Below are 20,873 nucleotides of genomic sequence, written 5' to 3'. Positions count from 1 at the left end.
CTCCAAATGGTATATACCAATTTTAGTTTTGGAGTGTTACGTTCCAATGACAAATTTATAGCCAGAAGATGACAAATAGATGAAGGGCGATGAGGTTTGTTTAAGTGGTAATTAGAGATTCCCGACTCGCTCCTTCGTCGCTCTCGAGAATGACGTTGTGGGTGCGAATAGAAGCTCCCAACTTTCTTAAGTCCGTCATTCCAGCGAACCTAGGTGAGACTAGGAATCTACTTTCAGCAAACTCTGAAATAACAGAGAAAACAAAAAATCCACCTCAACCGAGGTGGATTTCAGCATTCTACTCAAAGCAAATTCAATTAAGACTTTGGCTCTGATTTCGCGTCGAACTTCTCAGACCATGCCGCTAGGATCTCTGCACGCTTGCTACCCATTTGCGCGAAGTCCATCTTCGCCATGTTCTCTTGAACGTTCGGGAAGTTAGATACGGTCGCTTTCACGTCTTTATGTGCAACTACTGGGTACATTTCTACGTAAAGCTCGTTTGCCGCTTTAGAGATTGACCAGTCGACAACACGCTTCGCGGCATCCGACTCTTTTACTAGACCAACCGCTTCTGATTCCCAGCCGATGCCTTTTGGCGTGATAACCGCCAGTGGTGCGCCTTGTGTTTTCAGCTTCGCACCGCGGCTTGCCATCGAAATACCGATAGCCACTTCACCCATGCCCGCTTGAACACATGGTTTAGAGCCAGAGTGCGTGTAGTGTGCAATGTTCTTGTCTAAGTCACGCATGTAGTTCCATGCCTGATCTTCACCCATGTTTTGTAGCCAAGCAGAAACCTGCATGTAGCCAGTGCCTGAAGAAGCTGGGTTAGGCATTGCTATGTGACCTTTGTAAACCGGCTTTGTTAGGTCTTCCCAAGACGTTGGTTTAGGCAGATTAAGCTGTTTCGCTACCGCTTCGTTGAAACAAACTGCGTTAAAGAACGCATCGTTACCAAACCAAGCTTGGTTTGATTGAGGGTCGTTTAGGTTCGCATGCAGCTCTTCCAAACCTTTTGGTGTGTAAGGCTTAAGAAGACCTTCATCTTTAAGCAGTGCCATTGACGAGCCAGCCAGACCCCAAACCACTTCCGCTTGAGGGTTGTTCTTTTCTGCCAGCAATTTCGCCGTCATGATACCGGTTGAATCGCGAACCCACTTAATCTTGATATCTGGGTTATCTTTCTCAAACGCAGACTTGTATTTCGCAAGAATGTCAGTTTCGAAAGCGGTGTAAACCGTGACTTCCTGTGCTGCCATTGCGTTCGTAGCTAGCAGAGAGACAAGTGCAGCCAGCGATCCTTTCATCAAACGGTTTTTCATCATTTTCTCCAGTTAATTTGGCTAAGTTTTCATTTGGTCTGTACCAGTTAACGATAACCACCCTACTGAGCCTTTGTGACGAAATCATGACCATTAAATGGCAGTTTTACGAAAATTTGCGATGAATAATCGTTCAATTGATCCGCCATTTTCTGGATATTAAAGTTTTATGAAATTGGAGATTCGCCTATTTACTGCCCTTTTTTTCCTCGCTAGAGTGAACTGGAAATTTGGTGTAGACCAATTTGCCTATTCTGACGGAAATCGAGATGAAAAACGAATACCTACTACTGACTCCAGGTCCTCTATCTACTTCTGAAACGGTACGTGAAGCCATGCTAAAAGACTGGTGTACTTGGGATGATGAATACAACAAAGACATCGTAGAAGTGATCCGCACTAAGCTTGTAAAACTGGCGACTCAACAAGACGGCTACACCAGCGTACTCATGCAAGGTAGCGGCACCGCATCAGTAGAAGCAACGATTGGCAGTGCCATTGGCAAAGATGGAAAATTGTTGGTTGTCGACAACGGTGCTTACGGTGCGCGTATCGCTCAGATCGCTGATTACCTAAATATTCCATGCCATGTAGTTTCCCCAGGCGAAACATCACAGCCACACTTGAACGAGGTGGAAGCTGCATTGGCATCGGATCCTGCGATCACACACGTGGCGATTGTTCACTGCGAGACAACCACTGGCATGCTTAACCCAATTGAGGCATTTGCTTCTGCGGCAAAAGCGCACGGCAAAGTGGTGATTCTCGATGCCATGTCGAGCTTTGGTGGTATTCCTATCGATATCGCTGAGCTAGGCATCGATTTTATGATCAGCTCAGCGAACAAATGTATTCAAGGCGTGCCGGGTTTTGGCTTTGTGATTGCAAAACAAACTGAGCTCGAAAAGTGCCAAGGTCAGGCACGTTCTTTGAGCCTTGATCTTTACGACCAGTGGCACTGTATGGAAGTGAACCACGGCAAATGGCGTTTCACGTCTCCAACGCACACGGTTCGCGCTTTCTACCAAGCATTGTTAGAGCTGGAACAAGAAGGCGGCATTGAAGCTCGTCATAACCGTTACCAAACTAACCAGAAAACACTGGTTGCTGGTATGCGTTCTCTGGGTTTCGAGCCACTACTGAGTGATGACCTTCACTCGCCAATCATCACTTCTTTCTACTCTCCGACGCACAGTGATTACCAGTTCAAAGCGTTCTACACACGTTTGAAAGAGCAGGGCTTCGTGATCTATCCGGGTAAGGTATCGAACGCAGATTGCTTCCGCATCGGCAACATTGGTGAAGTTTACCCAGCAGATATCGAGCGCTTAATCGGTGCGATTGAAAAAGCAATGTACTGGCAAGTTGCGTAAAGCAGCCTTCTGGTTGAGAGAGTGTTATGACTCAGAATATCAAACCGACTCATTTCCGTAGTGAAGGCGATGTCAACACGACACCGGCGCGCCAAGCTTGGAATTCGTCGATGGACGACGAGCGCACGCAAGCATTGTTGAAGCGTGATTCCGAGGTCTTTCTTCATCAAGCCATGTCGACGCCTTGCTTAGATACCTTGGAAGCAGCAGAGGGCATCTACATCCAAGATGCTACCGGCAAAAAGTACATGGACTTCCATGGCAATAATGTCCACCAGCTAGGCTACGGTCACCCGCATGTGATTAAACGTGTGCAAGAGCAAATTGCCAAACTGCCGTTTTCACCACGTCGTTTTACCAACGAGACCGCGATTGAATGTGCCGAAAAGCTCACCCAAATCTGTGGCGGCGAATTGAACCGCGTGCTGTTTGCTCCAGGTGGCACATCTGCAGTGGGCATGGCTCTTAAACTAGCGCGCCATATCACGGGCAACTACAAGGTGGTGTCTCTGTGGGATTCCTTCCACGGCGCATCGCTAGATGCCATCTCAGTGGGTGGTGAAGCGTGTTTCCGCCAAGGTATGGGACCATTAATGGCAGGTGTTGAGCGCATCCCACCAGCCGTATCTTACCGTGGTGCTTTCCCAGCCGCGGACGGCAGCGATGTGCATTACGCCGATTACCTCGAATACGTGATTGAGAAAGAAGGCGGCGTGGGCGCGTTTATCGCAGAAGCAGTTCGTAATACCGACGTACAAGTGCCGAGCAAAGCCTACTGGAAACGCATCCGTGAAATCTGTGACAAACACAATGTCATGTTGATCATCGACGATATCCCTAACGGTATGGGGCGCAGCGGTGAATGGTTTACCTACCAACCTTACGACATCGAGCCAGATATGCTCTGCATCGGTAAAGGTTTGGGTGGTGGCTTAGTGCCTATCGCAGCCATGGTAACCAAAGACAAATACAACACTGCCGAGCAAATCTCCATGGGTCATTACACTCATGAGAAAAGCCCTATCGGTTGTGCTGCAGCACTGGCAACCATGGAAGCCATTGAGCAAGACGGCTTGCTAGATAAAGCCAAAGCCGACAGCCAGTTCATGCGTGAAAAGCTGCTGGAGATGAAAGCCAAATACCCAGTGATTGGTGATGTTCGTGGCATCGGCATGTTATGGGGCATTGAGCTGGTTACTGACCACGAAAGCAAAGCACGCGCGTATGAGGAAGCAGAAGCTGTATTGTACCAATGCCTCAACAACGGAGTGAGTTTCAAAGTATCGCAAGGCAATGTTATTCAACTCAGCCCACCGCTGATCATCACCCGCGAGCAACTAACAGAAGCGTTAGCGATCTTCGAAGAAGCCATCGCCAAAGTGTGTAAAGACTTTAACTACTTTTAGGGTCGATAGACCTCAACAAAAACCAATTTATCCAGAGCGCGGTTCCAACGTGTAGGTAAGCGCTCTAGTAAGCAAGAAAAAGGATTGAACATGAGCAACTCACCAATTCAAGCAGTGATCTTTGACTGGGCTGGCACTATCGTCGATTTCGGCTCTTTCGCGCCAACCAGCATCTTTGTGGAAGCGTTCAAACAAGGCTTTGATTTCGATATCGATCTTGAGGAAGCGCGTGAACCAATGGGGCTTGGTAAGTGGGACCACATCCAAGCTGTGGGTCGCATTCCTGCGGTTGATAAGCGTTGGAACGAGAAGTTTGGGCGCTCAATGACCAGCGAAGACATCGACGCTATCTATGCGGCATTTATGCCTCTGCAAAAAGCAAAAGTGGCTGACCACGCAGAACCAATCCTCAACGCAGTTGAAGTGGTAAACGGTCTGAAAGACAAAGGCATCAAGATCGGTTCTTGTTCGGGTTACCCTCGCGAAGTAATGGATGTACTGATTCCGGTTGCGGCGGATTACGGCTACCAACCAGATTACGTTGTCGCGACAGACGATCTGCCACAAGGTGGTCGCCCTGCGCCGTTTATGGCACTGAAAAACGTGATTGAGCTTGGTGTAACCGACGTTAAAGCATGCGTCAAAGTGGACGACTCAGCACCAGGCATCTTTGAAGGTCACAACGCGGGCATGTGGACGGTAGGTCTGCTGCTTTCTGGTAACGAAGCGGGTCTGACATTTGAAGAATACCAAGCTGCAGACGAAGCAACCTTAGAGAAAGCTCGTGAAAAAGCACGCGCGAAGTTTATCAAGAGTGCACCTCACTACTTAATCGACACCATCTCCGATCTGCCAGAGGTGATCGTAGATATCGAACAACGCCTAGCCGCGGGCGAACGTCCGTAGTTTTCGCTCGCGAATTCAGAATGTAAAAAGCCTCTCCATATTGAGAGGCTTTTTACATTTATGGAAAGAGGAAGTGTCAGTTAATCGCAGTACTTGCTCGACGCTTTAGCTTAAAGCCCATACTGGTTGGCCGTTCTTCTGGCTCACCTTTGATGGCATGCAACAGTTTTTCTGCCGCCTTGGTGCCCATGCGCTCGTAATCAAATTCTGCCGATGTCAAACTTGGGTAAGCATGCTCCCCCATAGAAGAACCTTCAAGGCAAATAATGGCAATGTCGGTCGGGACTTTGAGCACGCGGCGATGGCACTCAAAGAGCGCACCAATTGCTATCTCTTCATGGCTACATACCAGAGCATTCAAACTTGAATCGCGCAGCAATAACTTTGCCAACCCTTCCGCACCTAATTGTGAAGATGGCGCTTCGTGGGTGGTTAAGAAATGGTCCGGTGCAAGGTAGTTCTCAATCATCGCGCTTTGCCAGCCGTGTAGCTTACGTTGCAAAGTGGAGTGATCGCCACGCGCACCAATGAAGCCCACGTTCTTGAAGCCTTGCTCAATCACATGCTTGGTACAGGCTTTACCCACCTCAAAATGGTCAACGCCGATATTGAGGTAGCTCGCTTTCGAACTTAACTCAGCAATTTCCAATACTGGTGTGTTCGAGGCTTCCAAAAGTTGATTGGTTCGTTGGCTGTGTTCATTACCAAACAGCACCACTCCCGCTGGGCGGCTCTCAAGAAATGTCGAAAGCAGTTTCTCTTCTTGTTCTACCGAGTAGTCGCTGTAGCCAAGCAGCAACTGATAACCCGCTTTGTTCAACGCTTGTTGAAAGCTCGGTAAGAAAAGCGCGCACGCTTTTTCAAACAGGGAAGGAATGATAAGAGCGATGGAGTAACTTTCAGCAGACGCCAAAGCCCCTGCCGCTTTATTCGGGATATAGCCGAGCTCATCAACCACTTGCTGAATCTTTTCTCTCAGCTTGTCAGATACTAGCTCGGGCGTTCGTAATGCTCGCGACACCGTCATGGTGCCTACGCCTGCTTGTTTGGCGACATCAGCCAAAGTGACATTGCCGGTACTTCTTCGTTTGCGAGGTTCGCTCATTGTTTTTATTTAATGTTCTCTAATTTCAGCTGCGACATCTTATCACAGCGCTTTAATGGTTTTGATATTAGCGCATTAGAACTCGAACACCAGCACATGAAACTTCGATGCCTGATAAAAATGATAGCGCTATCACAATTAATGGTAGCGCTATCAGATAGCGCTACCATTTGTGATCACTCTCAGGTTTTTCTGGCAAATTGATCGATAAAGTACGCAGCAACAAAACAACAAATCGGAAACATTCCAATGCTACGTGAACTGATTACCTCTGATGTCATTCGCATCCATTCTGACGCAACCGACTGGAAAGATGCGATCGGCAAATCTTGTGAAGCTTTGATTGAAAATGGCGCGATAGAACCAAGTTACGTTGAAGCAATTTACCGCTCGCACAAAGAGCTTGGTCCTTACTACGTGGTAGGTCCGGGCATGGCGATGCCACACGCTCGCCCTGAAGATGGCGTTAACCGTTTGTCTCTTGCCATCACGGTGATTCAAAACGGCGTGAACTTCGATTCTGAAGGTAACGATCCAGTGAAAATGCTGGTTACGCTAGCAGCGACAGACAGTAACTCGCACGTGGATGCGATTTCTAAACTGGCTGAGTTGTTTATGAATGAAGAGCATGTAGAGGCCATCTGCAACGCTCAAAGCAAAGAAGATGTTCTTGCGATCATCGACAAATACTAAGTTTTACTCCTGACATACCCCATTCACAAATGGGTATACCCTCTATAAAAAAGAAAAGGTCTGAATTATGAAAATTATGGTTGTTTGCGGTCACGGTCTTGGCACTAGCCTAATGATGGAAATGAGCATCAAAAGCATCGTAAAAGAATTGAACGTCGATGCCGCTGTGGATCACATCGATCTTGGCTCAGCAAAAGGCACAAGTTGCGACATTTTCATCGGCACAAAAGACATTGCAGAACAGTTGGAAGCTCTTAGCGTTGAGCAACGTATCGTAGCGCTTGATAACATGGTCGATAAAGTCGCAATGAAAGAGCGTTTATCTTTAGCACTTCAAGAGCTTGGCGCTCTATAAGGTGGCGTTATGGAATTCTTCAGTTTCTTAATGAACGATGTCCTATCAGAGCCAGCGGTTCTGGTCGGTCTCATCGCTCTAATCGGCTTAATTGCCCAGAAAAAACCAGTTACCGAGTGCATTAAAGGCACGGTAAAAACCATTCTTGGTTTCATCGTGCTTGGCGCAGGTGCAGGCTTAGTTGTGAGCTCGCTAGGCGACTTCGCGACCATTTTCCAACACGCATTTGGCATTACAGGCGTGGTTCCAAACAACGAAGCTATCGTCTCTATCGCGCAAGAAGCGTTTGGTAAAGAGATGGCGATGATCATGTTCTTCGGTATGTTGGTGAACATTCTGATCGCTCGTTTCACGCCATGGAAATTCATCTTCCTAACCGGTCACCACACACTATTTATGTCGATGATGGTAGCAGCGATTCTGGCATCTAGCGGCATGAAAGGTGTTCCACTGATCGCGCTTGGCTCTGTGGTTGTGGGTTCTGTAATGGTGTTCTTCCCTGCGATCGCTCACAAGTACATGAAGCAAGTTACAGGTTCTGATGACGTTGCGATTGGTCACTTCTCTACCCTTTCTTACGTGCTAGCTGGCTTTATTGGCAGCAAGTTCGGTAACAAAGAACACTCTACTGAAGAGATGAATGTCCCTAAAAGCTTGTTGTTCCTACGTGATACACCAGTGGCGATCTCGTTCACCATGGGTATCATCTTTGTGGTGACGTGTTTGTTCGCTGGCGGTGATTTTGTCCGTGAAGTCAGTGGCGGTAAACATTGGTCTATGTTTGCGCTAATGCAATCCATCACATTTGCAGGTGGTGTGTACGTTATCCTGCAAGGTGTACGTATGGTTATCGCAGAAATCGTTCCTGCATTTAAAGGCATCTCAGACAAACTGGTTCCAAACGCAAAACCTGCACTGGATTGTCCGGTTGTGTTCCCATACGCACCAAATGCGGTATTGGTGGGCTTCCTATCGAGCTTTGCAGCCGGTCTAGTGGGCATGTTCCTGCTGTACGTGATGGGGCTTACTGTGATTATCCCTGGTGTAGTTCCACACTTCTTTGTGGGTGCGGCTGCGGGTGTATTTGGTAACGCAACAGGTGGTCGTCGCGGCGCAATTCTAGGTGCGTTTGCACAAGGTCTACTGATTACTTTCCTACCTGTCTTCCTAATGCCAGTACTGGGTGATCTTGGCTTTGCAAACACAACATTCAGTGATGCTGACTTCGGCATTGTAGGTATCCTACTTGGCCTGATTGTGCGCTAAGCTTTTATTATTATGAATGCAGAATTAGGCTCGTCGGCATTCATCTCTCAAAGGCTCTAGCAGGAAAAGTACTCAAACAAAACGCCCCTCACGTGAGGGGCGTTTTTCATATTGAGGCTATCTTATTGAGACAACAACTTTCTCGTTGGTTCCTGCTCGGTGTATTCAACGGATTCGTTACCAGATAGCTTATCGACGTCCGCTTGTTCGCCGCTCACCACTAGTACCTGTTGCTTCACCAACGCATCAACCACTTTAAGGTTATGTTGACGAAGAAGCGCTCTCACTTCGCTCTCTTTCCCTTTGTGATACTTAACAAAGTAACGCGTAGGTTGTTGCTCAGCTTGTTCAGAACGTTCATCCACGAGCGGAAATCCTTGATTGTTCGCCAAGCTGGCCGAGCTTAGTCCGATTGCCAATAGTGCGGTAGCACTCACCGCAGACAAAGAAAGTAAGGTCAACTTCTTCATAGCCACTCCTTATTGAAAAGTCAGAGTCCAACTGTTGATTGTGCCTGTGTCTCTTCTGGCACTGTCTACCGCTTTTAGTTCCCAAGAACCTTGTGATTCAAAACCAGAGAAATCCGCTTGGAAAGTGGCTTTGATATCGTTAGCGCTGCCGCCAGTATTATCGTGAAGCACGACTTCTCCACCAGTCGGTGAAGTTAGCGTCACTCGTAGGTCACCGATGTAAGTGTGGCTAATATCAACGTCAATACTTACTGTACCTGAATCACCAGAGCGATCGACATCTACTGCGCTGATTGCGCCAGAAGATTTGTTGTCAGGAATCGCAACAGGGCTGGTGTTTGAGAAGCTAGAGTCCGAAGAGCTACCGCCACCGTCAGGACCGTTACAGCCCGCATCCAAGAACAGTTTCGCCGCTTCCGCATTCACTAGGCCGTAACCTGTGCGGTTGTCTCGTCCAGCGACATCAATGTCTGTTGCCGTTTGAACTAGGGCATTACGTACTTGCGCTGCTGTACACGTTGGGTGGTAACTCCACACCAAGCCTGCTACGCCAGTTACATGAGGTGTTGCCATCGATGTACCATTGTAGTACTCGTAATCTTCACCAGAGGTGGTTGAAACCGTAATTTCTTGACCAACATACCCCAGCAACTCTTGACCAAATGCACGGTCAACCGTCACCGAAACCATACGATAAGCGTTGTTTGTGTCTACCAAGAATGGGTTTTGTAAACCAGGTAGTTCAGAGTTGCTGTATACGATTGCAGCTCGCGCACCCGCATTGTAACAAGCCTGAACTGCATCCACTTCTGGGTAGTTACCTGAAGACTGGTTGCCAATACGCTCAGTCAAACAAATTTTGCCCGACATATCACCACAGTTAAAGTTACCGCCAGATACATCACAGCTATCTAGCATTGCTGTTACTGAACCAGCGATTGGATCTGGCACATACGAAGAACCGTTATTGATCAAACGATTGTGAGGGACAATACCGCGATCAAATTGGCTTACGCCATTCAAGGTAATATCAGAAAGTTTACCTTCGCCTACCGTAACCGTTGATAAGATCGCCACACCTGGGCCAGAGATCTCAACTTGATCAGTAGATTGCGAGAACGCCGCATGATCATTTTGGTTATCGACAGCAGCAACAGACATAACTGAATCGTAAGAAGCTGGGTAGCTGTGTGCGGTGTTACCGTCATTACCAGCTGCGGCGATTAGCAGAACGCCTTGATCGTAAATGTTTTGCAGTGCATTTTGCTCAGTTCGGCTTGATTGACTACCACCAAGACTCATGTTCACAACGTTGGCACCATTATCTGCACACGTTTGGATCGCTTTAACAAGTCCAGATGAGTAACCCCAACCTGATTCGTTAAATACTTTCACGATGTGCAAATTCACATTCTGGTTTGGCATCACACCCTTCACACCTTCGGTGTTGGCAATCGCTGCGATAGTACCTGCAACGTGAGTACCGTGGGCGTTATTGTTACCCGGATCGCTCCATGATCCTGTACCACTATCGTTGGTACCTGCAACACGGTTACCGCTTAGGTCGTTGTGCGAGATGTCGTACCCTGAATCGATAATACATACAGTGCGATTACCAGCATTGAAGTCGTCTAACTGTTGAGCATTAACCGCTTCATAACCCCACGGGGTAGTTTCGCTGAGCAAATAGCGAGGCGGATCGACTTCGACATATTCCACATCACTGCGATTACGAAGTGGTTCTAAGTCATCACCATCCAACTCAACGCTGTAAATGGCGCGATTACCTAGTTTTTCCACCTTACGTGCCTTCACCTGTTGTAAAACAGACTCCTGCGCGATTCGTGGTCCCCAAAATGAGTTACCACCCATTGAAGATCGGCTGACTGCATCTTCTTTGAATTTGACGATGTACTTCGTCGGTAACTTAGATTCATCAAATCCCATTGGTGGAGCCGCAAACGCTGACATAGAAGTGGTCAGTGCTATCGCTACGGCAGACAACGAAAATAAGCCTTGTTTTTTACTTGTTGTGTAGTGCATTTGCCCTATTCCTTATTTGAGCTAATTTTTATTCACTATATTCTCATGAAAAGTCATCACCATGATGTTCGCATGAGAGCTTCAGCTATAGTTTATAGGCCAAAAATGCCAAACAATTTGTTTCATGAATATACAACTTTGTACAAAAGATCATTCAATAAACATTTTTAGTTAACATCAAAAAGCATAAACAAAACCTTATAAAGCAATCACTTAATTAAAAAAAAGTGCATGTTAAATTAATGTTAGTGAGTAATTATTCTAAATAATACACATTTAATCGATTGCTATGCTGAATGGATTTTTTGACCGTGGTGCCAAAACTGAAATATTGAATATTTAGTTGTTGACTGTCTTGAGTATTTACTCAGAATTAGAAGGTTTAGTGAGAAAAATTCTCATCTAAATACTGTTATAGCCGAGCGTATTCACGTATTCGGAACCATAACCATTACAAGAAGAGTGAATGATGAAAAAAACAATCACACTATTAACTGCATTACTTCCGCTTGCCTCTGCCGTTGCAGAGGAGCCAACATTATCACCAGAAATGGTTTCTGCGTCTGAAGTGGTCAGCACGCAAGAAAATCAAACCTATACTTACGTTCGCTGCTGGTATCGTACGAGCCACTCTAAGGATGATGCGGCTACCGACTGGAAATGGGCAAAAAACCAAGATGGTAGTGACTTCACTATCGACGGTTATTGGTGGAGCTCTGTTTCATTTAAAAACATGTTCTACACCAACACCTCACAAAACGTGATTCGCCAGCGCTGTGAAGAAACACTAGATCTGGCAAACGAGAACGCAGACATTACGTTTTTTGCTGCTGACAATCGCTATTCTTATAACCACACGATCTGGAGCAATGATGCTGCAATGCAACCAGATCAAATCAACAAAGTAGTGGCTTTGGGCGACAGCTTGTCTGATACAGGCAACATCTTTAACGCTTCCCAATGGCGCTTCCCTAACCCAAACAGCTGGTTCTTAGGTCACTTCTCGAACGGTTTTGTTTGGACGGAATACGTTGCTAAAGCCAAAAACTTACCGCTTTATAACTGGGCAGTTGGCGGCGCAGCAGGTGAGAACCAATACATTGCGCTAACAGGTGTCGGCGAACAAGTTTCTTCTTACTTGACCTACACAAAACTGGCGAAAAACTACAACCCAGCAAACACATTGTTTACGTTGGAGTTTGGTTTAAATGATTTCATGAACTACAACCGTAGCGTGCCGGAAGTAAAAGCGGATTACGCTGAAGCTCTGATTCGTCTAACAGACGCGGGCGCGAAGAACTTCATGTTGATGACACTGCCAGACGCAACCAAAGCACCACAGTTCAAATACTCAACGCAGGAAGAAATTGAAACGATTCGCGCGAAAGTATTGAAAATGAACGAGTTCATCAAAGCACAAGCGATGTACTATAAAGCTCAAGGTTACAACATTTCATTGTTTGATACGCACGCGCTGTTTGAGACGTTAACCTCGGCACCAGAAGAACACGGGTTCGTGAATGCAAGTGATCCTTGTCTGGACATCAACCGCTCATCTTCTGTGGATTACATGTACACCCATTCATTACGCTCAGAGTGCGCGGCATCTGGCGCAGATAAGTTTGTGTTCTGGGATGTGACTCACCCAACCACAGCCACGCATCGTTATGTTGCTGAAAAAATGTTGGAAAGCAGCAATAACTTAGAAGAGTTTCGCTTTTAATAAGACTTTCTTATAGGTTAAACTCTTAATCATCATAAATACTTTGATGATAAAAATGGCCACGAAGTATCGTGGTCATTTTGTTTTCATATACATGAGTCTACTTTTATATTTAAATATAGATGAACAATAATTAAAATACAAAATTCCAAGTTATAAGTATTATAAACAAAACTTTTAAATACCAGCAAACCAGTAAAATCTAAACTTATTCAACATGCAATCAATTTAAATTTCATCATGGTCATTTTTGATTATTGAATTTAAAGAAGAGTTAAGTGACAAGTTAAAAAATACCCACATAACACAGGTAAGACCGAGAGGAGTGTGTCATGTGGGTTTAAACGATAGTTCTCTTGCTGATTCGAACTACCAACGTTGGGATGCAATGGAAATACAAATGACTCAGAGTTTCCATCACGGACACTTTATCGCTGGATTTCCCTCTATTTGTTAGGGAACAGTCAGCACAATAAAAATAGAGAAGTAATACCGCAAAAATAAAAATAGAGGTTTAGGATTTAATTTACACGTAAAATAACTACTATATTCACGCCATGAAGCATTAATAAATTCAACAATAAATATTTATTAAGTTAAATTTACTTATTGTCAGCACACTGTTAGTTTTACTCCTAAATACACTGGTCAGATTTGTTTATTTTACTGATTTTCGTTGCAATACAACTTCTAATTAATTCATGAGAAAAACATGCAGCGACAATTAACTCTTTCACCGATTTATTTATTAATCGGGTTAGCCTCCTCGACGGCGTATGCCGGTGGTTTTCAAATTAACGAACATTCGGCGACGGGTCTTGGTCGTGCTTTTGCTGGTGATGCCGTCATTGGTGATAATGCGTCTGTAGTCAGCCGCAACGCCGCAGCGATGACGCTGTTTAAACAAAGTGCCTTATCGTTCGGTGTCACTTACGTCAAACCTGACGTTACCGTAAAAAATGCGCAATATCATCGAGCTAATATTAATGCAGATGTCAATGTTGGTATGGGCGGTTTTCCTCCGTCCCCTCAAGTTGACATTACCCCGTCCTTCTCTCAAACCGTGACCGACATTGATGACGTCGATGGCGTTGGTCAACCAGCCGTTGTACCCAATTTTTACTTTATTCACCCTATCAACGACGACTGGTATCTAGGCTTATCGGCATACTCCAACTTCGGAACCGACATGGAGTTTAAACCAAACTATGGCGCACCTGTTTTTGGCGGTGTCACCAGCGTAGCGAGTGTCAACCTTGGTGCAAGCTTGGCATACAAGGTGAACGACCGTTTTAGTATCGGTGGTGGTATTGATGTGATTTACGGCTCTGGTGAGCTGTACCGCGACATGGACGTGGGTGTTTGCGTTGGTGGGAACATCCTTGGAAACGAACTAGAACAACGTTGTGGATCCGTAAAAGGCAACACACTTGATGTGGAAGCTGGCGGCATTGGGCTTGGCGCGAACATTGGCATAATGTACGAGTTTAACGAACGTCATCGCTTAGGTTTGAGCTACAAACACAGCCCTAACATTAATGCCAAGGGTGACATCCACTTTGCTGGCGAATCGTACGACTCGCTTGCCATGCCGCTACCGGATATTGCGGAGTTTTCCGGTTATCACCGCGTCTTACCTAAATTTGCCCTGCACTATTCTGTGCAGTGGATTGGTTGGTCAGCATTTGACAGCTTGAAAGCTGATGATCAGTTGCTAAAAGATTTTCAGTGGCAAGACTCCGCGCACTACTCCATCGGTGCGACTTGGTACGCCAATGAACGTTGGACACTTCGCACGGGTTACATGTTCGACAAAACACCTGTCGATGAGCTGACTTCGCTTTCTATCCCAGATTCGAACCGTCACTGGTTATCCGCGGGGGCCTCTTACCAATGGTCATCAGATACCACGGTTGACATCGGCATGACGTACTTGATTGGTGAAGATGTCAACGTAGAAGAGTACGCGTATGAAGGTGTTCCTGCACCGATGGTGACGGGCGTGACCCATTCAAATGCGTTCCTAATTGGTGCCCAACTCAGCCACCGTTTCTAATTTGTCAGGCAGTGATCAAACCTCTAGGTCATTGCCTTGTAACAACGCTTATCAAAGCGACCGAACAGAGACATTATTATGAACAAAACACTACTTGCTTTTTCACTCTCACTTCTCACTCTAAGCGCTGCTCAGGCTTCGGAATGGGGCTATGGCAATGACAAACACGGGCCAGAGCACTGGGGAGAAATCGCCAAAGACTGTGCTACCACAAAAAACCAAAGCCCAATCAACATCGACAACCCTGCCGATGCAAAACTGGAAGCATTGAACCTTTCGTACACTGGTCAGGTCATTGGTTTAACCAACAATGGTCATACGCTGCAAGCGCAAGTGAACGGACGTAACAGCTTCACCATCGATGGCGAGACGTTCGAGCTGCAACAGTTCCATTTCCACACACCTTCAGAAAACCAAATCAAAGGCCGCCAATATCCACTTGAAGCGCACTTTGTACACGCCAACGCAGACGGCGAGTTGGCGGTAATTTCGGTGATGTTTGATGCAGGCGATCAAAACGCAGCGCTGTCTAAACTGATCAACGCAATCCCACAAGAGAATCAAACCACGTTCTTTAAAGATACGTTTGAGATTAACGACTTACTGCCAAAAACTGCAAACTACTATCGATTTAACGGCTCCTTAACCACACCACCATGTTCAGAAGGTGTGCGCTGGTTTGTGCTTAAAGACACTCAAACCTTATCCAAAGATCAAGCCGCGAAACTGATGGAAGTCATGGGACAAAACAATCGTCCGCTGCAACCGCTAAATGCGCGCGTTGTACTTTCTAACTAATCGCCAAATCCGATAAGGGGCATCGTATTTGCTCCTTATTTGATTCGCTCTAACCTCACTTCGTTACAGGAACCCCCAATGAAAACTCCATCTGTTCTGTCACTCTTACTCGCACTCGCCCCGACACTCGCCTTCTCTCATAACCTTTCTGTCGGTCAAACCACCCCTTCCGTCAGCATTGATACCTATGGCGAAATGACGCTGCGAGGAGACGATGTGGCTTATCAACCTTGGGCAACTCAGCAGATGTTAGGCAAAGTCCGTGTGATACAAGCCATTGCAGGTCGTAGTAAAGCTAAAGAGATGAACGCGCCGCTGATGTCAGCAATCACTGCCGCTCACTTTCCTGAAGATCAGTATCAGACCACAACCGTGATCAACCAAGAAGACGCCATTTGGGGAACCGGTACATTTGTTAAATCGTCGGCAGAGGACAGCAAAAAGACATTCTCTTGGTCTTCCATGGTGTTAGACAAAAATGGCGTATTAGCAACAACTTGGGATCTACAGCAAGAAAGTTCTGCGATTATCGTACAAAATAAACAAGGCGAAGTTTTATTCGTGAAAGAAGGGGCTTTAACTCAAGACGAAGTCACACACGTCATCGAACTGATTAAACAGAATATCTAAACCTAAGGTAAGGAAAAGCTATGAAACTGTTCAACACCATCGCACTCTGTCTTTTAGCGGCTGTAGCCTCTTTCCAATCGGTTGCTGGAGACAACGATTGGGACAAGATTGCAGATAAAACCGTCAGTTTTAAATCGGAAACCGACACAGTCAATCCACTGTCCCCATTTGCTAACGCTCGTTTCAGCCACATAAAAATCAAATGTACGCAAGGTACGGTCGATCTGAAAAGCGTTAAAGTAATCATGAAAGATGGTCAGGAAAAGACGTTCGACAGTTTAGGTGTTCTGACTAAAGGCATGTCATCAAGAAGCTTAAGCCTACCAACAAAAGATAACGCGAAGTTAGACAAAATCGAGTTGAACTATGAATCGGTTGGCAGCACTGCACTGCAAGTCGCGGGGGTGACCAAAAAAGCGCAAGTGGAAATCTTAGGTAAGAAAATCGACGAGTAAGCGATGGCTCAACGAGCTCACCCAAACTAAAAACAGCGGCACTAGGCCGCTGTTTTCATTAAAAAATCATCATGGATAACTAAATGAATTTCTTCAGCTTCGCCAAACCATAAGCAGCGATGGTGACACAATCTTTAATCGTGCCGTCGATCATCATCTGTTCGAACTCCTCAACAGAAAAAGCGCGAGTGATCAAATCCTCTTCTTCACTGTCGAGTTGATTACCCACGTCCGTTAAATCACTGGCGAAGTAGACGTGACATGTCTGATTCAAAAAGCCGTATGCGATAAACTGCGCGCCGACATACGCCATTGCGCTCGCCTGCATGCCCGTTTCTTCACGCAGCTCGCCTTTGGCAAGCTCAAGGTGATCCGCATCTGGGTTTGATTCCCACGCCCCTTGTGGGATCTCCCAACAACGTTGACCTACGGTGTAACGGTACTGCTGAACCAGGTGAATCATCCCGTTATCGATAGCCAGAATCGCAGCACAATCAGGTTTGTCGACCACACCATAGATGCCCTCTGCGCCGCTCGGACGTAAAATTTTGTCCTCACGCACCGTCATCCACTTATTCTGGTAAACGACTTTGCTGTCTAGCTGTTTGATGTCTGGCATGGTTATTCCTTGATTTTTCTGAGGGTTACTGCGGAATAATACCCGATTCGGTTACGCCACCAAAATGTTCTTTAGTTCACTCAAAGACTCAACGGTGTAATTTGGTGCGATACGCTCATCGACACTTGCGCCTGTGGTATTTAACCAGCAAGTTTCAATACCAAAGTTATTGCCACCAAGAATATCGGAATGCAGGTTGTCACCCACCATCAGTACGCGCGTTTTGCATGGGTTGCCCATTTGCTGCATCGCGTATTCAAAAATACCTAAGTCCGGTTTTGCTACGCCCACTTGTTCAGAGATCACCACTTTATCGAAATACTCAGTCATCCCTGTGCGCTCAAGGCGAATTGCTTGCAACTCTGTAAAACCGTTGGTGATGATGCCCATTTTAGCTTTGCCTTGCAGCGCTTCCATCAGCTCTTTTGCACCTGGCAACAAACTGCAAATATCGGCCATTGCTTCTAAAAATGCGCTATTGAGATCGGCTGTTGTGGTATTCAACTTCTCAGCCCACTCGGTAAAGCGGTTATGTTTTAGCTCATCTGCCGTTACTTTGCCGTCTTGGTAATCCACCCAAAGCGGTTTGTTTACGGTTTGGTAATGAGCAAAATCTTGTTCAGTAAAATCTACGCCTTTGCGAGAAAACATAAGCTGCAAACCTTTGAAAGCATCAAAGTGGAATAAGGTTTCGTCAGCGTCAAACAGGATCCAATCGTACTTCATTTTCTTCTTCCCAAAATCAAGGTCGTAATACTGATGCATAGTCTAGATTGTTTTCTTCTTGAAGATAATCTCTATAATTGGAAATTAATTGTATCCTTATGCTCAACAATAAATGCTTCACGATGATAGGAGATTGATGTGAACGCGATTGCCTCCCTGCCCGTTTTTGTTGCTGTTGTCGAATGCGGCAGCTTTTCCCTTGCGGCCAAACAGCTGAATCTGACGAAATCGGCGATCAGCAAACGCATCAACCAACTAGAAGACGATTTGGGCATTCGTCTCCTTAATCGAACTACGCGTAAGCTGAGCCTGACCGAAGCGGGAGAACGCTATTTTGAGTACGCCTCTCTAGCGCTCAACCTAGCCCAGCAAGGCGTGGACGCGGTATCGGAGCTACAAGGTTCTCCACAAGGTCGGCTCAAAATTACCGTGCCGATGTCTTTCGGTGTGCTACATATCGCGCCTTTGATCAGCGAGTTTCTCGCTCGTTACCCGAAAATTGAAGTGGATTTAAACCTCGAAGACAAAATGGTCGATTTGGTTAAAGACGGTTTTGATTTGGGGATCCGTATTGGTGAACTCACCTCTTCCAATCTAATCGCAAAACGTCTCGCCCCTTGTAAAAGTGTGCTTTGTGCCTCACCAGATTACTTAGCGGAGTTTGGCACACCACAAAAACCAAGTGATTTAGTCAGTCACAACTGCCTGCGCTATTCCTATTTCCGTGGCGGCGTCGAATGGATGTTCATCAACAACGGCAGCGAATACAAGGTGCTTCCAAAAGGAAACTTTATCGTCAATAACAGTGAAGCCATTCGCCAGTTGCTGTTAAGAGGTTCGGGCATTGCGCAACTGCCAACGTTTATTGCAGGAAGAGACTTTGCCGCAGGAAATCTAAAACCGGTGATGGAAGAGTATTATCTACCAGAACACGCCATTTATGCGGTGTTCCCTGAACGCAAGCACATGCCGTTGAAAGTAAGAGCCTTTATCGATTTTATCAGCGAAAAACTCGGCACAGATTTACCTTACTGGGATCGTTACAACAGCCCAGAAAAATAACCATATTGATGATAAGTGAGTGAGATTTCACTACTGACATGTTCTGACATTCCATCCGCGTAACCTTATTTGGAACTCAACAGGCAATCCGCCAAAACTAATAAGGAATCACAATATGGAAACCGTTATCGAAACTGTGCAATTTCGTCTAACCGCAGGCACAACAGAGCAAGACGTGATCGCCGCTGCCAAACAGTCACAAACGTTTGTGAAGAATCTGCCAGGCTTTTTGTATCGCTCACTCAGTCACGAAGCGACGGACGATGTGTGGACAGACATCATTTACTGGCGTTCAATGGACGATGCCAAACAGGCGGGAAAACAGCTTAAGCAAGCCGCTGAATTTCAGCCTCTGTTATCGATGATTGACTGCGAAAGTTTCGAGCTTAAACATCACAACTTAAAAATGTGCAGTGAGCTAGAGAAGTAATCAGCCACACTACCACTAACAACCAGTAGGTCTAGATAAGGAACATCATGAGCAAATCAGAACGACTGTTTGAGCTACTGACGCTTTTGCGCGCAAAGCGTTACGCCGTGACAGCGAAAGAGCTCGCAGAAAGAATGGAAGTCAGCGAACGTACGATTTATCGCGATATTCAGTCGTTGCTTAGTTCTGGTGTTCCTATTCAAGGTGAAGCAGGTGTCGGCTACCTGTTGCAAGCGGGCTCTCATCTGCCGCCTTTGATGTTCTCAGAAAAAGAGATGATGGCGCTTGAACTGGGTATGCGGATGGTTCGAGCCTGGTCGGATGCCGAACTCGCCGAAGCGTCTCATTCTGCGTCCACCAAAATACTTTCGGTATTGCCCGATAAGCTCAAACAACAAGTGGAAGATTGTCCGCTGATTGTGCCCGATTATCATACCCAATCCGAGACTGCCAAACGAGGGCAGCTTCTGCGCCACGCGATTGATCATCAGTTTAAGGTCAGTTTGGATTACCAAGATGAAAGCGGACAGGTGACCGAGAGAAAAATCCAACCGTTAGGCCAGTTCTTTTGGGGCAAAGTCTGGACGCTGGTCGCCTGGTGCGAATTGCGCGATGACTACCGCCAGTTCCGCCTCGACCGTATACAAGCACTGCGTATGCACGATGAAGAGTTTCAGAGTGCGGAAACCAAATCTCTCAAACATTATATTGCGCAGTATGAATCGAAAGATTGAGTGTTTTTCATCCCTCCATCACAAGGATTCTAAATTGCTCTGCTCAATGCGCGATATTTGGAAAGGCACATTTGGTTAAACTAATGTTTCATTTTTAACAGATGCGCAACTAACCTAAGATCGTTAACTTAAGTAGCACGTCAACCACACCGGAGCGTGAAGCTATGAAAGTACTGATTCAATACACCCAAGCAGGGAAATATCGAGATCAAGCGTGGGAGTCTTTAACTCTTCGATCTAAAGGTGATATGCAGGCCGTTACCCCTTCTTATGCAGCCCAACTTATCGAACAAAGCAAAGCGACACTTGTGAGGACAGAAGATCAACAAATCGTTATTCATCCATAACCGACTATTAGCCTTGTTTAACCAACCTTTGTTAGTTACGCAAGGCTTACACCTCGCCATTACACGTTATCAATTTTATATACGACCACCTATATTTACAAAAAACCAATAAGATAGTTCTTATTTTCATTCTCGACATTCTTCTAAAACGCCCTTCCATTCATAGCTAAGATATAGGCTATCTGTTAGTCTCTTTATTTCTTCATGATAAATATTAGGATATTGATATCCTATAAATAGGATAAACCTTGAAAAAGCATCGGTTTATTATAAGGACAGGTGTAATATGCAATTGATCTGGAACATTATTGGATACTTAATGTTCTCTGGTGTATTAGTTATTTTTTTCCA

At 45.9% G+C, this 20,873-nt stretch carries 21 protein-coding genes; 15 read left to right on the top strand and 6 right to left on the bottom strand.

Translation table 11 applies throughout. The features are described from left to right. Positions 1 to 317: 317 nt before the first annotated feature. The gene (locus L3V27_RS00485; RefSeq protein WP_029830462.1) at positions 318 to 1,328 is read right to left on the bottom strand and encodes a putative 2-aminoethylphosphonate ABC transporter substrate-binding protein; all 1,011 of its coding nucleotides are present in this window, start codon (positions 1,326 to 1,328) and stop codon (positions 318 to 320) included. 266 nt (positions 1,329 to 1,594) lie between these two features. Here L3V27_RS00485 and phnW point away from each other — a divergent pair, with 266 nt between their 5' ends. The 3 genes from phnW to phnX all read left to right on the top strand — a co-directional run bounded on the left by phnW (position 1,595) and on the right by phnX (position 5,010). Further along, a complete protein-coding gene (phnW, locus tag L3V27_RS00480; protein ID WP_237310708.1) occupies positions 1,595 to 2,698 on the top strand; it encodes a 2-aminoethylphosphonate--pyruvate transaminase in 1,104 nt (367 codons plus the stop codon). A 26-nt stretch (positions 2,699 to 2,724) separates the two neighbouring features. Next, positions 2,725 to 4,104, top strand: a complete 1,380-nt coding sequence (locus L3V27_RS00475) for an aspartate aminotransferase family protein (protein ID WP_237310706.1) — start codon at positions 2,725 to 2,727, stop codon at positions 4,102 to 4,104. Between the two features lie 90 nt (positions 4,105 to 4,194). Continuing rightward, complete coding sequence (phnX, locus tag L3V27_RS00470; RefSeq protein WP_047007994.1) at positions 4,195 to 5,010, top strand: phosphonoacetaldehyde hydrolase; 816 nt, start codon at positions 4,195 to 4,197, stop codon at positions 5,008 to 5,010. A 76-nt stretch (positions 5,011 to 5,086) separates the two neighbouring features. Here phnX and L3V27_RS00465 read toward each other — a convergent pair whose 3' ends face one another. Further along, entirely contained in the window at positions 5,087 to 6,115 is a 1,029-nt protein-coding gene (locus L3V27_RS00465) for a LacI family DNA-binding transcriptional regulator (protein ID WP_237310704.1), read from the bottom strand. A gap of 249 nt (positions 6,116 to 6,364) precedes the next feature. Here L3V27_RS00465 and L3V27_RS00460 point away from each other — a divergent pair, with 249 nt between their 5' ends. The 3 genes from L3V27_RS00460 (at position 6,365) to L3V27_RS00450 (ending at position 8,429) form a co-directional block, all read left to right on the top strand. Continuing rightward, positions 6,365 to 6,808: a PTS sugar transporter subunit IIA gene (locus tag L3V27_RS00460; protein ID WP_237310701.1), complete on the top strand. Its 444-nt coding sequence runs from the start codon at positions 6,365 to 6,367 to the stop codon at positions 6,806 to 6,808. Between the two features lie 67 nt (positions 6,809 to 6,875). Beyond that, positions 6,876 to 7,163 carry a PTS sugar transporter subunit IIB gene (locus tag L3V27_RS00455; RefSeq protein ID WP_226420326.1) on the top strand — a complete coding sequence of 96 codons (288 nt, stop codon included), beginning with the start codon at positions 6,876 to 6,878 and terminating at the stop codon, positions 7,161 to 7,163. Between the two features lie 9 nt (positions 7,164 to 7,172). After that, complete coding sequence (locus L3V27_RS00450) at positions 7,173 to 8,429, top strand: PTS ascorbate transporter subunit IIC (protein WP_047007992.1); 1,257 nt, start codon at positions 7,173 to 7,175, stop codon at positions 8,427 to 8,429. Positions 8,430 to 8,551: 122 nt separating this feature from the next. Here the strand turns inward: L3V27_RS00450 and L3V27_RS00445 are convergent, their stop codons facing one another. Further along, on the bottom strand, positions 8,552 to 8,899 hold the full coding sequence (locus L3V27_RS00445) for a hypothetical protein (protein WP_005395359.1): 348 nt from the start codon (positions 8,897 to 8,899) through the stop codon (positions 8,552 to 8,554). Positions 8,900 to 8,908: 9 nt separating this feature from the next. Continuing rightward, positions 8,909 to 10,942: a S8 family serine peptidase gene (locus L3V27_RS00440; protein WP_237310699.1), complete on the bottom strand. Its 2,034-nt coding sequence runs from the start codon at positions 10,940 to 10,942 to the stop codon at positions 8,909 to 8,911. Positions 10,943 to 11,408: 466 nt separating this feature from the next. Here L3V27_RS00440 and L3V27_RS00435 point away from each other — a divergent pair, with 466 nt between their 5' ends. The 5 genes from L3V27_RS00435 (at position 11,409) to L3V27_RS00415 (ending at position 16,604) form a co-directional block, all read left to right on the top strand. Beyond that, positions 11,409 to 12,665, top strand: coding sequence for a type 2 secretion system lipase (locus L3V27_RS00435; RefSeq protein WP_005395362.1), 1,257 nt, complete (start codon positions 11,409 to 11,411; stop codon positions 12,663 to 12,665). Between the two features lie 712 nt (positions 12,666 to 13,377). Then, positions 13,378 to 14,721 carry an outer membrane protein transport protein gene (locus L3V27_RS00430; RefSeq protein ID WP_237310697.1) on the top strand — a complete coding sequence of 448 codons (1,344 nt, stop codon included), beginning with the start codon at positions 13,378 to 13,380 and terminating at the stop codon, positions 14,719 to 14,721. A gap of 78 nt (positions 14,722 to 14,799) precedes the next feature. Then, positions 14,800 to 15,519 (top strand): carbonic anhydrase family protein, encoded by a 720-nt coding sequence (locus L3V27_RS00425; protein ID WP_020841751.1) that lies wholly within the window; start codon positions 14,800 to 14,802, stop codon positions 15,517 to 15,519. Between the two features lie 78 nt (positions 15,520 to 15,597). Beyond that, positions 15,598 to 16,149, top strand: a complete 552-nt coding sequence (locus L3V27_RS00420) for a YtfJ family protein (protein ID WP_237310695.1) — start codon at positions 15,598 to 15,600, stop codon at positions 16,147 to 16,149. Positions 16,150 to 16,169: 20 nt separating this feature from the next. Further along, complete coding sequence (locus tag L3V27_RS00415; RefSeq protein ID WP_005480927.1) at positions 16,170 to 16,604, top strand: hypothetical protein; 435 nt, start codon at positions 16,170 to 16,172, stop codon at positions 16,602 to 16,604. Between the two features lie 79 nt (positions 16,605 to 16,683). Here L3V27_RS00415 and L3V27_RS00410 read toward each other — a convergent pair whose 3' ends face one another. Together L3V27_RS00410 and yjjG are read right to left on the bottom strand one after the other, a co-directional pair. Further along, positions 16,684 to 17,223 carry an NUDIX hydrolase gene (locus tag L3V27_RS00410; RefSeq protein WP_005393699.1) on the bottom strand — a complete coding sequence of 180 codons (540 nt, stop codon included), beginning with the start codon at positions 17,221 to 17,223 and terminating at the stop codon, positions 16,684 to 16,686. Positions 17,224 to 17,274: 51 nt separating this feature from the next. Next, the gene (yjjG, locus tag L3V27_RS00405; RefSeq protein ID WP_029800868.1) at positions 17,275 to 17,949 is read right to left on the bottom strand and encodes a pyrimidine 5'-nucleotidase; all 675 of its coding nucleotides are present in this window, start codon (positions 17,947 to 17,949) and stop codon (positions 17,275 to 17,277) included. 138 nt (positions 17,950 to 18,087) lie between these two features. Here yjjG and L3V27_RS00400 point away from each other — a divergent pair, with 138 nt between their 5' ends. The 4 genes from L3V27_RS00400 to L3V27_RS00385 all read left to right on the top strand — a co-directional run bounded on the left by L3V27_RS00400 (position 18,088) and on the right by L3V27_RS00385 (position 20,522). Then, positions 18,088 to 19,011, top strand: coding sequence for a LysR family transcriptional regulator (locus L3V27_RS00400; RefSeq protein WP_237310693.1), 924 nt, complete (start codon positions 18,088 to 18,090; stop codon positions 19,009 to 19,011). 115 nt (positions 19,012 to 19,126) lie between these two features. Then, complete coding sequence (locus tag L3V27_RS00395) at positions 19,127 to 19,441, top strand: hypothetical protein (RefSeq protein WP_029861917.1); 315 nt, start codon at positions 19,127 to 19,129, stop codon at positions 19,439 to 19,441. Between the two features lie 47 nt (positions 19,442 to 19,488). Then, the gene (locus L3V27_RS00390) at positions 19,489 to 20,175 is read left to right on the top strand and encodes a YafY family protein (protein WP_005497912.1); all 687 of its coding nucleotides are present in this window, start codon (positions 19,489 to 19,491) and stop codon (positions 20,173 to 20,175) included. A 164-nt stretch (positions 20,176 to 20,339) separates the two neighbouring features. Beyond that, a complete protein-coding gene (locus L3V27_RS00385; protein ID WP_237310691.1) occupies positions 20,340 to 20,522 on the top strand; it encodes a hypothetical protein in 183 nt (60 codons plus the stop codon). Positions 20,523 to 20,873: the final 351 nt, after the last annotated feature.

Source organism: Vibrio sp. J2-3(2022) (genome assembly GCF_021725735.1).
GTDB classification, from domain to species: domain Bacteria; phylum Pseudomonadota; class Gammaproteobacteria; order Enterobacterales; family Vibrionaceae; genus Vibrio; species Vibrio diabolicus.
This window is presented reverse-complemented; position numbering and strand designations above follow the sequence as displayed.